Origin of the sequence: Elioraea tepidiphila DSM 17972 (assembly GCF_000378465.1) — a bacterium.
In the GTDB taxonomy this organism is placed as follows: Bacteria; Pseudomonadota; Alphaproteobacteria; order Acetobacterales; family Acetobacteraceae; genus Elioraea; species Elioraea tepidiphila.
Genome location: NZ_KB899913.1, coordinates 123825 through 139752 on the forward strand (window position 1 = coordinate 123825; position 15928 = coordinate 139752).

12 protein-coding genes and 1 riboswitch are annotated in these 15928 nt (G+C 69.5%); of the genes, 7 read left to right on the forward strand and 5 right to left on the reverse strand.

The annotated features are described in order from the left end of the window. Window positions 1–6: 6 nt before the first annotated feature. From F563_RS0104740 to F563_RS0104760, 5 genes are all read right to left on the reverse strand, one after another. Window positions 7–1566 (reverse strand): c-type cytochrome, encoded by a 1560-nt coding sequence (locus F563_RS0104740; RefSeq protein WP_019013499.1) that lies wholly within the window; start codon window positions 1564–1566, stop codon window positions 7–9. Beyond that, window positions 1567–2913, reverse strand: coding sequence for an NADH:flavin oxidoreductase (locus F563_RS0104745; protein WP_019013500.1), 1347 nt, complete (start codon window positions 2911–2913; stop codon window positions 1567–1569). Beyond that, window positions 2910–3788 (reverse strand): hypothetical protein, encoded by an 879-nt coding sequence (locus tag F563_RS0104750; protein WP_019013501.1) that lies wholly within the window; start codon window positions 3786–3788, stop codon window positions 2910–2912. The genes F563_RS0104745 and F563_RS0104750 overlap by 4 nt, the downstream gene beginning before the upstream one ends. A gap of 3 nt (window positions 3789–3791) precedes the next feature. Beyond that, window positions 3792–5648 (reverse strand): peroxidase family protein, encoded by a 1857-nt coding sequence (locus tag F563_RS0104755; RefSeq protein WP_019013502.1) that lies wholly within the window; start codon window positions 5646–5648, stop codon window positions 3792–3794. Window positions 5649–5748: 100 nt separating this feature from the next. Next, window positions 5749–6579 carry a sugar phosphate isomerase/epimerase family protein gene (locus tag F563_RS0104760; protein WP_019013503.1) on the reverse strand — a complete coding sequence of 277 codons (831 nt, stop codon included), beginning with the start codon at window positions 6577–6579 and terminating at the stop codon, window positions 5749–5751. A gap of 175 nt (window positions 6580–6754) precedes the next feature. On the opposite strand from F563_RS0104760, the gene F563_RS0104765 reads away from it, so the two are divergent. From F563_RS0104765 to F563_RS0104795, 7 genes are all read left to right on the forward strand, one after another. Continuing rightward, entirely contained in the window at window positions 6755–7819 is a 1065-nt protein-coding gene (locus F563_RS0104765) for an ABC transporter substrate-binding protein (protein WP_019013504.1), read from the forward strand. A 75-nt stretch (window positions 7820–7894) separates the two neighbouring features. Continuing rightward, entirely contained in the window at window positions 7895–9649 is a 1755-nt protein-coding gene (locus F563_RS0104770) for an ABC transporter permease (RefSeq protein WP_051089325.1), read from the forward strand. 2 nt (window positions 9650–9651) lie between these two features. Continuing rightward, window positions 9652–10725, forward strand: coding sequence for an ABC transporter ATP-binding protein (locus F563_RS0104775; RefSeq protein WP_019013506.1), 1074 nt, complete (start codon window positions 9652–9654; stop codon window positions 10723–10725). A gap of 195 nt (window positions 10726–10920) precedes the next feature. Further along, a riboswitch (glycine riboswitch) is annotated at window positions 10921–11020 on the forward strand. Window positions 11021–11065: 45 nt separating this feature from the next. Next, on the forward strand, window positions 11066–12160 hold the full coding sequence (gcvT, locus tag F563_RS0104780; protein WP_019013507.1) for a glycine cleavage system aminomethyltransferase GcvT: 1095 nt from the start codon (window positions 11066–11068) through the stop codon (window positions 12158–12160). A gap of 14 nt (window positions 12161–12174) precedes the next feature. After that, window positions 12175–12549, forward strand: coding sequence for a glycine cleavage system protein GcvH (gene gcvH / locus F563_RS0104785; protein ID WP_019013508.1), 375 nt, complete (start codon window positions 12175–12177; stop codon window positions 12547–12549). After that, window positions 12549–15461: an aminomethyl-transferring glycine dehydrogenase gene (gcvP, locus tag F563_RS0104790; RefSeq protein ID WP_019013509.1), complete on the forward strand. Its 2913-nt coding sequence runs from the start codon at window positions 12549–12551 to the stop codon at window positions 15459–15461. Before gcvH ends, gcvP begins: the two co-directional genes overlap by 1 nt. Further along, window positions 15458–15907, forward strand: coding sequence for a GNAT family N-acetyltransferase (locus tag F563_RS0104795; RefSeq protein ID WP_019013510.1), 450 nt, complete (start codon window positions 15458–15460; stop codon window positions 15905–15907). The genes gcvP and F563_RS0104795 overlap by 4 nt, the downstream gene beginning before the upstream one ends. The last annotated feature ends 21 nt before the right edge of the window (window positions 15908–15928 follow it).

The following is a 15928-nucleotide window of genomic DNA, read 5'->3' on the forward strand; positions in this document are numbered from 1 at the left end:
CCTCCTTCAGAACGTCCGTAGATAGGCGAGCAGATCGTCCTTCTCCGCCCGGCTCAGACCTGTGCCGTAGTCGTGGCCGGCATTGCCGTTGCCGGGGCGGGTCGTGTCGAAGCAGAACCGGCCGGACGGCGCCGGCTCGCCGGGGGTGCAGGGGGGAGAGCGGAACCCGCCGCGCGCCTCGTCCAGCGTGTCGTCGCCGCGCAGGAAGGCGCGTGGCCGCGCCTCGGCCGGTTCCAGCAGGTCGGCCAATGTCGGCACCGAGCCGTTGTGCAGGTAGGGGCCGCGCAACCACAGCCCGTCAAGCGGCTGGTTGGCATAGCCATCCGTCTTCGTGAAGCGGGTGAAGCCCAGAGACGCGCGCTGCTGGCGCAGGAACTCCTGCGTGTAGGAGTCGAGGCGCGCGCGATCGGTGCCGATGCGCTCGATCGGTTCGACGCGGCCGAGACGTCCGCCCTCGAAGACATAACGCTCGCCGTCCTGGTGACCGTGGCAGGACGCGCAGGCGCGCATATAGACCTCGCGCCCGCGTGCGACCGCCGCCGCATCGGCCGCCCCACGCATCGGGCTCGCCGGCGGGCGGAGATCGAGCAGCCAGCGCGCGACTCGGCGGATCGCGGCATGGTCTGCGGCGGTGGCCGTGCGCAGATCGAGCCCGGCGCCGACAGCGGCGGAGAGGTTGCGCTCGTGCAGGCTGGTGTTGTTGCCGTCCCAGTGCAGCTGCATCCCTTCGCGCGGACGCTGGAGGAAGATCGAGGGGAAGTCGGAGGTGCCGATCCGCTCCGCCTGGTCGAGCGCGCTGAACGGGACCGAGAACTGGATCAGCTTGTAGGGGTTGAAGGTATCGACGCGCCCGGGTGCCCAGGGCGGCTGCACGGCGAGCAGCGGGTCGAGCCGCACATGGCGCAGCAGCAGTTCACCGCGCACGCGGGGCAGGACCACATGGCGCCAGAGCACCCGCTCGACGAGGCCGAACCGGCCCTGGCTCGCCTCGAGGCGTGCGAGCAGCGGACCGGGGCTCAGCCGGTCGTCATTCGCCGCGGCGAGCAGGAAGCGGATGAAGCCGTGCAGGTCGAGATTGTTGGACGGCATCCCGTCCACGATCACGCGCTCGCCGCCTTCGCGGCGCCAGGTGCCGGCGTGGCAGACCGCGCAGTTGAACCAGACGAGCTCGACGCCGTTGACCCGCCGGCGCGAGATACCGATGGGCAGGTCGTACGGCGTGCCGTCGGCATGGCGTTCGTAGAGGAAGCCGAACGCCGCATAGGCGCCGTCGCCACGCTCGAGCGTGGGCCGGAAAACCTCGGGGAACAGGGCGGGAAGCTCCTTCCACACACGATACGGTAGTCCGCTCGACCGATCCGCGCCGATCGAGCCGTAGCGGAAGTGGCTGACATCGCCAGCGTAGTGTGGCGTGGACTCGCCGCTGTAACGATGCAGCAGCACCGCTACAGCGGCGAGCAGGACGAGCCCGAGCACAAGGGCGAGTGCCACCATCAGCGTCAGCGGCACGGTGAGCCAACGCCGCCCTGCTCGCGCCGCCTCGACCGCGGTGACCGACGCGCGCACCTACACCTCCGCTGGATCGGGCACGCGCAGCCCCGGGCGCGCGCGGTAGATCGAGGTGATCGCGGCGAGCATCGCCTCGCGGTCGGGAAAGCGGGACTCCTCGTAGCAGCCGAGCGGATTCTTGGGCGCGTTCGCCAGGCACTTGTTGCAGTAGGTGCAGGGGATCGCGGGCAGGTCACGCCCGGACGCCCATTGCTGCGGCAGGTCGGGATTGGCGATCAGCGGCCGCGCGATCGCGACACCGTCGAAGGCGGCGCGCGCGATGCCGTCGCGCACGACCGAGGCGGTCTGATACCCGCCCGTGCTGATCACGGGGATCCCGACGGAATCCCTGATCGCGCGCGCCTCGTCGATCCCCACACCCTCGATCGGGCGGCCGCGCCGCTTGCGGTCCCACAGCCAGCGGAACAGCGGACGCAGGAGCGGGCTGCGGAAGATCGCGAGGTTGCGGAACCCGTGCATCCCGGCCGACACCATCGCGTCGTAGGTGACCGCCAGCACCTCGAGCGGCATCGGCCCCGGCGGGTTCAGCGGATGGGGGAACGCCGAACCGGTCGAGACATGGATCGCATCCGCCCCCGCGGTTTCGCACCACTGCGCGACCTGGATCGTATCGGCGAGCGTGTTGCCCTTCGGCGCCCAGGGGACAAGGAAGTCGTTGTGCTCGACCGCGCTGAGCTTGACCTGGAGATGGAAGTCGCGCCCGCACGCGCCGCGGATCGCGCGGATCACCTCCAGCAGGAAGCGTGCGCGGTTGGCGAGCGAGCCGCCGTAGAGATCGGTGCGGTCGTTGATCGCGGAACTGAGGAACTGCGTGAACAGGTAGCCGTTCGCCGCGTGCAGTTCGACCCCATCGAGCCCGGCCTCGCGCGCGCGCCAGGCCCCGCGCGCGAAATCGGCGATCATGCGCTCGATCTCGGCCGCACCCATCGCACGGCAGAGGAACCCGTGCAGCGGTTCCTTCGCACTGGTCGGCGCCGGCGCAGGGCGATGCTGGTTGTGCACGCCCGGCAGATCCATCTGCCGCCCGGAATGGCTGAGCTGGAGGATGAACCGGCAGTCGAAGCTCCGCACCGCCTCGCCGAGCTTGCGCCAGAGGTCGATGAAGTCGTCGCGGTGGATGGTCGCGTAGCCGGCGATGATCCGCCCGTCCATCCGCACCGGCACGTAGGAGGAGATGATCGCGCCGACCCCGCCCTTGGCGAAGCGGCACTCCCAGTTGATGCGGGCCTGGGTGAGCGAGCCGTCCTCGTTGTCGAACCGCCCGGAGATCGAGGAGCGGAACACGCGGTTCTTCACCGTCAGGCTGCGGAACGCGAGCGGGGTGAAGATCGGGTCCGGCGTCATGGCTGCGCTGTCTCCGCGGCGCGCTGCCACACCGCTTCCAGCAGCGCCGGAACCCAGGCATGCGCCGGGCAGCGGCTCCAGGTCGCGGTCAGGAACGCGACGTCATGGGCAAGCGTGCGCGCCCGCGCCGCCTCCAGGCCGAGCAGCACCAGCGTGCCGGCGCGGAACGTCGCGTGCGCGTCGGCTCCCGGCGCGGTGGCGTAGCGCAGCACGCGCGGCGGCGCGGCGAGGCAGATCGATGCCGCTTCGGCCGGCGGATGGCGCGGCACACCTCCCGACCTGGCGGCGAGCCCGCGCATGCGTTGGAACGACGCGACCAGGGTGTGCACGGCGATCGCCACGGCGTGCAGCGCCGCCGGATCGCCGGCAAACCGACGGGCAAGCAGCCGCCGCGCGTCGTTCACCCGGCCGGTGAAGGCCCAGACCAGCCGGCGGATCGGGTTGAGCGTGCGCGCCGCCTGGTCGAGCAGGCGCGCCGCCTGCCATGTCTCGTCCGTGGCGCGGAACTCGGCGACGAACAGGCGGCCGATCGTCTCCTGCACGAGCGGGCCGACCGGCCGGTCACCGCGGCCGACGACATACGCCGCCAGAGCGTCGAGATGCGCCTGGTCGATCCGGCGCGCGTCGAGCCGGGTCTCCAGCGCATCGCGGGCGGCGGCACGGCCCGGCGCGTCGCGGGGCGCGACCGAGGGCAGCGGTCGACCCTCCACCTGAAGCACGTCAGCGACACGATGCGCGATCATCCGGTTCACGAGCGGCGCGCGTGCCGGCACGCCACGATCGAGCCGCGCCTCGGCTGCGAGTGCCTGGATCGCGTCAGGTTCCTCGGCGACCAGCAGGTCGACCAGGAGGGGGACGCGGATCGTGCGGACCATCGCTCACGCCCCCGCCCTCGTCCACGGGAAGAACACGTTGCGCGCATCACCGAAGTGCGGCCGGAGCGCGCCGCAATGGCGCTCCAGCACGGTGCGGAGCGAGTTCTCCTGCACCCAGGCGAAGCCCGCCGGCGTGTAGATCTCCGGGCGGAAGTCGTCGGTGAAGAAGCGGTCGCTCTTCAGCCGGCGCGAGGCCATCAGGATGAAGATGCGGAACGCCGTGTCGGAGAAGCCGAAGCCGGGCGGCGTGCCGTACTTCGCCGACTTCGCCTCGGCGAGCGTGCCGACGAGGAGGTCCACGTCCTCGATCCTGCCGTTGTAGACCTCGCGCAGCTCGCGCTGCCAGTCGGGATCGTCGGTCAGCTCCTCGAAACTGCTCGGCACATGCGCGTCGATGCGGCGACGGAAGGCGCAGTAGCGCGGCACGCCACGCTCGCGATCGCGCAGGATGTCGATCGCGGCGAGGTCGAAATGCACGCCCTGGCTGTCCAGCCGATCAAGCTGGCGCAGCGCGTTGGGGAAATTGTGCAGCACCAGCGCGCCCGGGTTGCTGGTGCCGAGGGAGTAGACCACGTCGTCGAACGGCACCGCGTCATAGACGTCGCACACCTCGCCGCCCGCCACCTTCGTCAGATCGAGCCGGACGACCTCGCTGTCGTCCGTGTGCCGACGGAACGAAATCTCGTCCGGGATCAGCGAATGCAGGCGATAGACCGCGGCGAACTCCTCGGTCATCGCATAGGGCGCGCTGTGATGCGCCTGGGGCGAGCCGGGAATGCCGGAGAGGATCTCGCCCGAGCCGATCCGGCCATAGGCATGCGTGAAGGTCTCGCCCATGATGCCCCAGAAATTGCCGCGCATCACGGTGCGGCCCTCGTGCGAGTTCATCAGTGCCGGCGTCCACTCGACCGTGTGGATCTTCGCCATCAGCGCGGCGTTGACCAGCCGTGCCTTCTGGAACAGCCACTCGCCCGAGGCGTCCGGGAAGTCGATGCGCAGCCGATCCACGATCGCATTGTGCTCGTGCGCGAACAGCCGATGCAGCACCGAGAGCGCGATCCACCAATTGCCGTTCACGCCGGCAAGCTCCAGCCGCGGGCTGGGCTTGCCGCGCAGGGTGCGGTGCTCGAGCGGCAGCGCGCCGTTCTCGCGAAGCCCGAGCTTGCCGTCCTCGCGGAGCTTCCCGGTCGCCGGATCGGTGCGGACCAGCACTTGTCGCTCGCGCGTCGAGCCGTAGACCTGCGAGCCGTCCCACCACGAGGTCTCGACATTGGTGTAGGCGTCGGGACGGCCTTCGTCGCCCGGATGGCGCGGGTCGGGGTCGGTCGGCAGCACGGTCATCCGGCCGTCGATCCAACGGTCGCCCTCAGGCAGCGGGACATCCCAGGGTTTCGCCTCCTTGTCGTTCGAGCCGTGGCTCAGCCAGTCATGCACCATGAACTGGATCCACGCGGCGGCGAGCAGGTTGAGATGCGGAACCGGCACGAACTGGCGGCGCGCGAGCAGGCGATTGCTGACCAGCCGCGGGCTTGGTTCGTAGAGCCGCGGCGGGCGTTCGCCGAACGTCTCGGCCAGCGGCATGTTCCGGCCGAACCGCGCACCCGTCATGCCCATCCACGGCTTGGCAAGGTCGTTGTAGCTGCCGTCGGCCGTGCGCATGCCGCGCACGTCAAACCCGTCAGGCGGCGGCGGCCTGGGCGGAGACACCTCGGTATCGGTCAGATTCTCGCGCCGCATGTTGACGCGGTGGCCGACGATCATCGCAACGCCGACAAAGTAGGGCCAGCGATGCCACGCCCTGATGCGCGCCGCCGCGCGCGCAAACCGTCCCAGCAGGCGATCGAGCAGGCTCTCGGACATCTGCGCCTCCGCGGAACGATGCGGACAGCGTGCACATTCGCCGATCGGCCGGCAAGCGTTTTCGTTCCGCGGCCCGAAATGGCACCTGCATTCGGTGCCGTCAGGCGCTCACGCCGGCAGCGCGCGCGAGGTCGACCAGGCGGGCACGCGCATGCTGCATGTCCTCCAGCGTGCCGAAGGCGTTCATGTAGTGGCCCTTGAACCCGGTACCTTCGATCAGCTTGAACATGGCGCCGAAGTCGAAGTCGCCCTCGCCCGGGACGAGATGCTGCTCATGGCCGTTGCGGAAGCAGTCGGCGAGCCGCACCTCCACCACGCGATGCATCGGGATCGCGGCCACGAAGCCCTCGACCCCCTCGGGCAGCAGATGGGCGTGGTTCGCGGTGAAGGAGAGCGCGAAGGCAGGACTGTCGATTGCCTCGTAGTAGCTCCGCCATTCCTCGATCGTATGGGCGAGGTAATGGACCTCGGCATCGGCGGGCTCCTTGTTGAGGTTCTCGAGCAGCAGCAGGGCGCCCTTCGTCTCGGCGTAGGCAACCATGCGCTTGAGCCGCTCGAGCCCGGCCTGCATGCGCATCTTCACGTCCGCGGTGAAGTGGTAGCCGGCATGCACGACGATGGATTCGGCGCCGAGCCGGGGCGCGGCGTCGATATAGGCCTTCATGTAGGCATCGACGGCCTCGGACAGGAACGGCGAATACTCGGCGACATTCACCGCCGACAGGGTGTGTAGACCGAGATGGATGCCATGCTTCTCCAGCGCCGCCCGGATGGCTCGCGCGCGGGCATCGTCGAAGGTGTTGACTGCATTCGCCCCGGTGTCGAGCTGGATATCGATGTAGCGCACCCCATTCGCCGCGGCCCAGTCGATCGCGTCCTCGAGTTTGAGCCGCCGCCCGACGTCGACGCCGATCCGCTCGATCAGATCCATACCCTGTGTCCTCCCCTTGGCGCCGCGACAGCGGACTTCAGCAGCCCGTCGCACATGGCGTCGCGACGGTTCATGCAAAGACGCAACAGTGTTTACAGTTTACACTCGCGGCCCGCGCTGGCAACGTGTCGTCGTCAAGGCGCACAAGCGCCGAGAAATGGGAGGGATCGACACCATGACCGGACTGACCAAGCGAGGCCTTCTCGCCGGCGCCGCGGGCATCGGCGCCGCCGCCATCATCCCGTCGCGCCGCGCCGCCGCCCAGGACATGCCCGCGCACGAGCGCGAACTCTACGCTGCGGCGCAGCGCGAGGGCCAACTCACCTGGTACACGGGGCAGATGCAGGCCGAGCCCTCCGAGGCGATCGGCCGCGCCTTCACCGAGCGTTATCCGGGCGTCCGCGTGAACGTGGTGCGCAGCACCTCGCAGGTGGCGTTCCAGCGGCTCTCGCAGGACATGCGCGCGCGCGTGCGGCAATGCGACGTGTTCAGCTCGGTCGATCAGAGCCATCTGACCTTCCTCAAGCGCGAGGGGCACCTGCTGGAGTACCGCCCACGCAACGCGGAGGGGATGCTGAAGGTGGTGCGCGACCTCGGCGATCCGGACGGGCTGTTCCAGGTGACCTATCTCGCGCTCTACATGCTTGGCCGTCGCACCGATCGCGTCAGCGAGGCAGAGGCGCCGAAATCCTGGCAGGACATCATCGATCCGAAGTGGAAGGATCAGCTTTCGGTGGGCCATCCCGGTTTCAGCGGCGCGATCGGCTCCTGGGCCGTGATGATGCGCAAGATGTATGGCGTCGATTATCTCCGGGCGCTCGAACGCAACAAGCCGCAGATCGGACGGTCGGCGGCGGATCCCGTCACCGTGCTGAACGCGGGCGAGCGTACGATCGGCGTCGGCATGCCGTCGGCGACCTCGCTGCTCAGCATCTCGCGCGGCAATCCGCTTGCGCTGATCTACCCGACCGACGGCACGCTGATGGTGCCCGCGCCGAGCGGGGCGCTGAAGAACGCGCCGAACCCGAACGCGGCGAAGCTGTTCATGGAGTATTTCACCGGACCGATCTACTCGCAGACGGTGCGTCAGTATTTCGGCGAGTCGCTGAGGCCCGAGGTTCCGGCGCCGGACGGCGCGAAGGCCCTGGACCAGTTCGCCGCGATGACGCCGACGGCGGAGGAAGTCGAGAAGGGAATCCCGGAGATCCGCGAGATCTGGCGGGACATCTTCGGCGTGTGAGCCGGCCAGGGACGACCATGCGGCGGACCGCGGACCGGATCGGGCCGCCGCGACCTGCTCTCGGATTGCCGCTCCATGCCTGACAGCGGAACGCTCTCCGCCCGCGGCCCGGCCGCTGTGGCGGGCTCCCGGCGTGTGACCTGGCTCGGACGGCTGCGCAACATCGAGCCGGTCATGCTGCTGTGGATCGCGCTGATCGGCGTGTTGCTGTTCCTGGTGGCGTTCCCGCTGGCGAAGTTGTTCGTGGTGAGCTTCGAGGATCAGCGGACCGGCGCGTTCACGCTCGCCAACTATGCCTTCGCCTATGGACGCGAACGCTACATCAACGCGCTGGTGAATTCGCTGCTGCTCGGCCTCGCCTCGGCGACCCTTGCCGTCATTCTTGCCGTGCCGATGGCCTGGGCGGTCTCGCGCACCGACATGCCGGGGAAAGGCCTCACCTGGGCCACCGTGCTCGGCGCCTTCATCCTCCCGCCCTATCTCAGTGCGATCGGATGGATCCTGCTCGCCGGCCCGAACTCGGGGTTCGTGAACCGGTTCTGGCGCGACCTGACCGGCTTCGAAGCCCCGCTGTTCAACATCTTCTCGTTCGAGGGCATGACGCTGGTGATCGCCCTCAACTCCTTCCCGCTCGTGTTCATCTTCGTGAAGGCCGCGCTTGACCTTGTCTCGTCCGAGATGGAGGACGCGGCGAACATCCTCGGCGCCGGCACCTGGACGGCGATGCGTCGCATCTCAATCCCGCTCGTGATGCCGGCGATCCTGGGCGGGTTCATCCTCGTCTTCCTCGAAGCGATCTCGCTGTTCGGCGTGCCGGCGATTCTCGGGATTCCCGCGCGGCTCAACGTCGTCACCACTCAGCTCTGGCAGTTCTTCGAATGGCCCGTGCGCGTCGAGGTCGCGGCCGCCTATGCGATGCCACTGCTGATGATCACCGCCGGGTTGATCGCCGTTCAGAAGCTCCTGCTCGCGCGCAAGGGGTTCGTCTCGCAGACGGGCAAGGGAGGCGAGCGGCGACTGATCCGGCTCGGTCGGTGGCGCTGGGCCTTGTTCGCCTGGTGCGCGGGCGTTGGCCTGCTCGCGGTTGCGATGCCGCTGTTCGTCCTCGCGCAGGCCTCCTTCGCCAAGGCCTGGGGCCGCGGCTTCGCGCTCGACAACCTGACCCTCGCCAATTACCGGCTGCTGATCTTCGAGCACGAGATGGCGATGCAGTCGGTGTGGAACACGGTCTGGTTCTCGGCCACGGCCGCGACCATCGCGGTCCTGCTCGCGCTGCTGATCGCCTACATCGTCAACCGACGCCTCGTCCCGTTCGGCGATGCGCTCGCCTTCGTCGCCATGGCGCCCTTCGTGATCCCCGGCATCGTCATGGCGATCGGCTTCTATGCCGCCTATGCCGCACCTCCCCTCGCACTCTACGGCACCGCGGCGCTGATCATCCTCGCCTTCGCCGCGCGCTTCCTGCCGATCGCCTACGCGAACTCGGCCGCCGCGATCCGAGCCGTGCACCCGGAGATGGAGGAGGCTGCGCGCATCCTGGGCAGCGGGCGGCTGCACGCGGTCTGGCGCATCACCACGCCGCTGGTGCGCAAGGCGCTGCTCGGCGGCTGGCTGATCGTGTTCATCGTGGCCTCGCGCGAGCTCTCGGCGGCGATCTTCCTGGTCGGGCCCCGCACGCGCACCATGGCCGTGCTGCTCTACGACATGAGCGAAGCCGGCAATTTCGAGGTGCTGGCCGCGTTCGGCGGCATCCTGCTGGTGATCACCATGGCCTTTGTCGGGATCGGGATGAAGCTGCTCGGGCGCGATTTCATGCTGCGGAGGGGCTGAGTGTGCCGCGACTGATCCTGAACGGGCTCACCAAGATCTACGGCCGCCTCACGGTGGTCGATGCGATCGACCTCACGCTCGAGGAGGGCGAGTTCGTCTCGCTGCTCGGCCCCTCGGGCTGTGGGAAGACCACGACGCTGCGCATGATCGCCGGCTTCATCCCGCCCGATGCCGGCACGATCGAGATCGACGGCAAGGTCCTGTCCGCCCCCGGCTCGGTGCTGCCGCCCGAACGGCGCGGCATGTCGATGATCTTCCAGAGCTATGCGATCTGGCCGAACATGACGGTGGCGGAGAATGTCGGCTTCGGACTGGAACTGCGCAAGCTTCCACGCGCCGAAGTGCGGAGCCGGGTCGGCGCGATCCTCGAGGTGGTGAAGATGAGCCACCTCGCCGACCGCTACCCGTCGGAGCTCTCGGGGGGGCAACAGCAGCGTGTCGCGCTGGCCCGTGCGATCGTGGTCGAGCCTGCCGTGCTGCTGCTCGACGAGCCGCTGTCGAATCTCGACGCCAATCTGCGCGAGGAGATGCGCTTCGAGATCCGCCGCCTGCATGACGAATTCCGCATCACCACCGTCTATGTGACGCACGACCAGGCCGAGGCGATGGCGACCTCGGACCGCATCGCGGTGATGAATGCAGGGCGAATCGAGCAGGTGGACGCGCCGCACCTGCTCTACACGCGCCCGCGCACGCGCTTCGTCGCCGGCTTCATCGGCCGGACCAATCTGATCGAGGCGCGGCTCGTCCAGGGCGAGATCGTGTTCGACACGGTCGCGCTCGCGGCCTCGCGGCTGGCGACGCCGCCACAGGGCGGCGACGGTGCGGTGCTGCTGTCGGTCCGGCCGCAGAGCATGATGCTGCGCGAGACCCGCCCGGAGGATGCGAACGGCCATGCCGTGCTGCCGGCCGAGGTGACCCGGCGCGTCTATCTCGGCGAGACCTGGGACTATCTGATCCGCCCCCGCGACAGCGCGATCGAGCTGCGGGTGAGCGCGCCGCCCACGCAGGTGCACGAGGTCGGCCAGGCGGTCTGGCTTACCCTCGATCCGCAGCAGGTCGTGATCGTCGACTGAGACTGCCGGCTCCTGACGGCCCGGCGCGGCCAGGATCGCGCGCCCGGCGCCGCCTTCGACATTGAACCGAGCGCCATCCTGGGGCAGAAAGGGCGCCGTCCAGACCACCCCAGCGGAAGAGTGCGTGGCGCGTTCCACGCCGCCGAAGGCGCAACCGGCCCCCGGAAACGCTCAGGCACCAGGGACCGCCCGGGGGAACGGACCTCTGGAAAGCCGGGCGCCGCAAGGCGTTCGCACCGACGGAGTAAGCGGGGAGACCCGCGAATCTCTCAGGTCACCGGACAGAGGGGGGCCAGAACCTGCCGGCAGGGGGCCGGCTGGATGGCCGTCCGGAGTCCGCGTGACAGAGCTCAAGACCACACCGCTCGACGCCCTGCATCGCCGCCTTGGCGCGCGCATGGTGCCCTTCGCCGGCTACGCCATGCCCGTGCAGTACACCGGGATCATGGCCGAGCACGCCCAGTGCCGCAGCAAGGCGGCGCTGTTCGACGTCTCGCACATGGGCCAGGGTGTGCTCACGGGGGAGGGTGCCGCCGCGGCGCTGGAGCGCCTCACACCGGCGGATGTGGCAGGGCTGAAGCCGAACCGCCAGCGCTACGCCCTGCTCACCGCCGAGGACGGCGGCATCCTCGACGACTTCATGGTCGCCAACATGGGCGATCGGCTGTTCCTGGTGGTCAACGCCGCCTGCAAGGACGAGGACTTCGCCCATATCGAAGCGCACCTGCCCGCCGGTGTGCGGCTCGCCGTCTGGACCGACCGCGCGCTGATCGCGCTGCAAGGCCCTGCGGCGGAGGGCGTGATGGCGCGGCTCGGGCCCGCTGCCGTCGTGCTGCCGTTCATGGGTGTCGCCGAGGTCGCGATCGCCGGCATCCCGTGCCTCGTCTCTCGGTCGGGCTACACCGGCGAGGACGGGTTCGAGATCAGCGCCCCGGCCGCCGAGGCGGAGCGCCTGGCCGACACGCTGCTCGCCGATCCGGATGTCGCGCCGGCCGGTCTCGGCGCGCGCGACAGCCTCCGCCTCGAAGCCGGACTGTGCCTCTACGGCAACGACATCGACCGCACCACCAGCCCGGTCGAGGCGGCGCTCACCTGGACCATCGGCAAGCGCCGACGCAGCGAGTGGAGCTTTCCCGGCGCCGCGCGTATCCGCCACGAGCTGGAGAACGGCACATCCCGGCTCCGCGTCGGCATCCTGCCCGAGGGCCGCGCGCCTGCGCGCGCCCACACCACGATCCATGCCGCCGACGGAACGCAGATCGGCGAGATCACCTCGGGCGGGTTCGGCCCGACCCTGAATGCCCCGGTCGCGATGGGCTATGTCCGCCGCGACCTCTCCGCTGACGGCACGGCGGTCGCGCTTGCGGTGCGCGGCAGGATGCTGCCCGCACGGATCGCGCCGATGCCGTTCGTTCCACACCGCTACAAGCGCTGACAGGGAAGCCCACGATGAGCGAGCTGAAGTTCACCAAGGACCATGAATGGGTGCGACTCGACGGCGATGTCGCCACCGTCGGCATCACCGATCATGCGCAGACCGCGCTCGGCGACGTGGTGTTCGTCGAACTGCCCGAGGTGGGGCGCGAGGTCGCGGCCGGCGAGGCCTGCGCGGTGGTGGAGAGCGTGAAGGCGGCCTCCGACATCTACGCGCCGATCGCCGGCAAGATCGTCGAGGTGAACGGCGCGCTCTCGGACAATCCAGGGCTCGTGAACGCCTCGGCCCTCGATGAGGGTTGGTTCTTCCGGATCGAGCCCACGGATCCCGCGGCGGTCGCGGATCTCATGGACGAGACCGCCTACGCCGCCTACCTGGAGACGCTGTGATGACGCCGCTCGCCGAGCTTGCCGCGCTCGCGCGGCCTGACGGGTTCGTCGCGCGCCATATCGGCCCCGATACCGCGGAGCGGCAGGCGATGCTGGCTGTCCTCGGGCTCGACAGCCTCGATGCGCTGACCGCGAAAGCAGTGCCGGCGGGTATCCGCATCGCGACACCCGCGGGCCTGCCTGAGGCCAAGGACGAGGCCGCGGTCCTGGCCGAGCTCGCTGGGCTTGCGGCGCAGAACCGCGCCGACATCAAGAGCCTGATCGGCACCGGCTACCACGGCACGCACACCCCGCCGGTGATCCTGCGCAACGTGCTGGAGAATCCCGGCTGGTACACGGCCTACACGCCGTATCAGGCCGAGATCGCGCAGGGCCGGCTGGAAGCGCTGCTCAACTTCCAGACCATGGTCATCGACCTCACCGGCCTCGACATCGCCAATGCCTCGCTGCTCGACGAGGGCACCGCTGCGGCCGAGGCGATGGCGCTCGCGCTGGCGGTGAACAGGGCGCAGCGCAATGCGCCGCACTCGCGCGTGCTGGCGATCGCCGCGGACGTGCATCCGCAGACGCGCGCGGTGGTGGTGACGCGCGCGAAGCCGCTCGGGGTCGAGGTTGTCGAGATCGCCGCGAACGATCCGGCGGCGATCGAGGCGGCCAAGCCCTTCGCGGTGCTGCTCCAGTATCCCGGCACCACGGGCGCGGTGCGCGACCTCCGTCCCGAGATCTCGGCGGCGCACCGCGCCGGCGCGCTCGCCGTGGTGGCAGCCGATCTGCTGTCGCTCTGCCTGCTGACCCCGCCCGGCGAGATGGGCGCAGATATCGTGGTGGGCTCGGCGCAGCGTTTCGGCGTGCCGTTCGGCTATGGCGGTCCGCACGCGGCGTTCTTCGCAACCTCCGACGCCTACAAGCGGCTGATGCCCGGGCGGCTGGTGGGGGTCAGCCAGGATGCCGCCGGCCGGCCGGCGCTCCGCCTCGCCTTGCAGACGCGCGAGCAGCACATCCGTCGCGAGAAGGCCACCTCGAATATCTGCACCGCGCAGGTGCTGCTCGCGGTGATGGCGTCGATGTACGCGGTCTGGCACGGGCCGGAGGGGCTCAAGCGGATCGCGCGACGCTGCAACCTGCTGGCGCGGCTGCTTGGCGACTCGGCGAGGCGCGTCGGCTTCGCGCTGCGCCACGACATGTTCTTCGACACGATCGCGATCGAGGCCGGCGACAAGGCCGAGGCGCTGATGGCGGCCGCGCTTGCGCGCGGCTTCAACCTGCGCCGCATCGACGCAACCGGTGTCGGCATCGCGCTCGACGAGACGGTGACGCAGGCCGACCTCGCCGCCCTGGTCGCGGCGCTGGCCGAAGCGTCCGGCACGGCGGTTGCGGTCGATGCGCTCGCGGCGCCGGACAGCATTCCGGCGGCCCTCGTGCGCTCCTCGCCGTTCCTGCGCCAGCCGGTGTTCAACACCCACCACGCCGAGCACGAGATGCTGCGCTACCTCAAGCGCCTCGAGGACAAGGACGTCGCGCTGAACCGCTCCATGATCCCGCTCGGCTCGTGCACGATGAAGCTGAACGCCACTGCCGAGATGATCCCGATCACCTGGCCGGGCTTCGCCAACATCCACCCCTTCGCGCCGATCGAGCAGGCCGGGGGCTATCGCGCGCTCACCTCGCGGCTGGAGCAGTGGCTCTGCGCCGTGACCGGCTTCGCCGCGGTGAGCCTCCAGCCGAACGCCGGCAGCGCTGGCGAGTACGCGGGCCTGCTGGCGATTCGCGCTTTCCACGAGAGCCGCGGCGAGACGCACCGGGACATCTGCCTGATCCCGACCTCTGCCCACGGCACGAACCCGGCTTCGGCGGTGATGGCGGGAATGCGCGTCGTGCCCGTGGGCTGCGACCGCGACGGCAACATTGACATCGCCGATCTGAAGGCGAAGGCCGCGCAGCACGCGGACAAGCTCGCGGCGCTGATGGTGACCTATCCCTCGACGCATGGGGTGTTCGAGGAGGGCATCCGCGAGATCTGCGACACCATCCACGCCCATGGCGGGCAGGTCTACATGGACGGCGCGAACATGAACGCGCAGGTGGGGCTCACCAGCCCCGCCGCGATCGGCGCGGATGTCTGCCACCTCAACCTCCACAAGACGTTCTGCATCCCGCATGGCGGCGGCGGGCCTGGTATCGGCCCGATCGGCGTTGCGGCCCATCTCGCGCCATTCCTGCCGAACCACCCGTTCGTCGCCGCCGCCGGACCGGCGACGGGTCCCGGGCCGGTTGCCTCCGCGCCCTGGGGCAGCGCGGGCATCCTGCCGATCCCCTACGCCTACATCGCCATGATGGGCGGCGCAGGCCTCACGCAGGCGACGCAGGTCGCGATCCTGAACGCGAACTACGTCGCCGCGCGCCTGAAGGACCACTACCCGATCCTCTATGTCGGCGCGAACGGCCTCGTCGCCCACGAGTGCATCATCGACTGCCGCGGATTCCAGGCGAGCGCCGGCGTGATGGTCGAGGACATCGCCAAACGGTTGCAGGACTACGGCTACCACGCACCGACCATGTCCTGGCCGGTCGCGGGCACGCTGATGATCGAGCCGACCGAGAGCGAGTCGAAGGCCGAACTCGACCGGTTCTGCGCGGCGATGATCGCGATCCGCGACGAGATCCGCGCGATCGAGTCCGGCCGCTGGCCGAAGGACGACAACCCGCTGAAGAACGCGCCGCACACGGCGGACGAGATCGCCGGCGATGAATGGACGCATCCCTACACGCGGCGCGAGGCGGCGATGCCACTGCCCTGGGTCGCCTCGGGCAAGTACTGGCCGCCGGTGAAACGCGTCGACAACGTCTATGGCGATCGCAACCTGGTCTGCGCCTGCGAGTCGATCGAGTCCTACGCGCAGGCGGCGGAATGAGCGGCATCCGCATCGTCCCGGTCGGCCCCGAACACCGGGGCGACTGGGACCGGCTCTATGCCGGTTACGCGGCGTTCTACAAGGTCGATCAGACGCCGGCGATGCGCGACACGGTCTGGTCCTGGCTGATGGACCCGGCGCATGAGGTGAAGGGACTCGTCGCGGTGGACGAGACGGGGCGCGCGGTCGGGCTCGCGCACTATCGTCCCTATGCGCGGCCGCTGCGCGGCGGCTATGGCGGCTTCCTCGACGACCTGTTCGTCGATCCGGCGATGCGCGGGAAGCGGATCGCGGACGCGCTGATCGAGGCGGTCGCCGCGATCGGGCGCGAGAAGGGCTGGGGCCTGATCCGCTGGATCACGGCGGACGACAACTATCGCGGCCGCGGCGTGTATGACCGCCTGGCGACGCGCACGATGTGGATCACCTACGACAAGGCGCTGTAGCGAGCCTCATACCCGGCGCAC

Coding starts and splice junctions, on each gene's coding strand:
- F563_RS0104770 (WP_051089325.1), top strand. CDS start 7,895: ATGCCTGACAGCGGAACGCTCTCCGCCCGCGGCCCGGCCGCTGTGGCG.
- F563_RS0104760 (WP_019013503.1), bottom strand. CDS start 6,579: ATGGATCTGATCGAGCGGATCGGCGTCGACGTCGGGCGGCGGCTCAAA.
- F563_RS0104750 (WP_019013501.1), bottom strand. CDS start 3,788: ATGGTCCGCACGATCCGCGTCCCCCTCCTGGTCGACCTGCTGGTCGCC.
- gcvP (WP_019013509.1), top strand. CDS start 12,549: ATGACGCCGCTCGCCGAGCTTGCCGCGCTCGCGCGGCCTGACGGGTTC.
- F563_RS0104745 (WP_019013500.1), bottom strand. CDS start 2,913: ATGACGCCGGACCCGATCTTCACCCCGCTCGCGTTCCGCAGCCTGACG.
- F563_RS0104755 (WP_019013502.1), bottom strand. CDS start 5,648: ATGTCCGAGAGCCTGCTCGATCGCCTGCTGGGACGGTTTGCGCGCGCG.
- F563_RS0104765 (WP_019013504.1), top strand. CDS start 6,755: ATGACCGGACTGACCAAGCGAGGCCTTCTCGCCGGCGCCGCGGGCATC.
- gcvH (WP_019013508.1), top strand. CDS start 12,175: ATGAGCGAGCTGAAGTTCACCAAGGACCATGAATGGGTGCGACTCGAC.
- F563_RS0104795 (WP_019013510.1), top strand. CDS start 15,458: ATGAGCGGCATCCGCATCGTCCCGGTCGGCCCCGAACACCGGGGCGAC.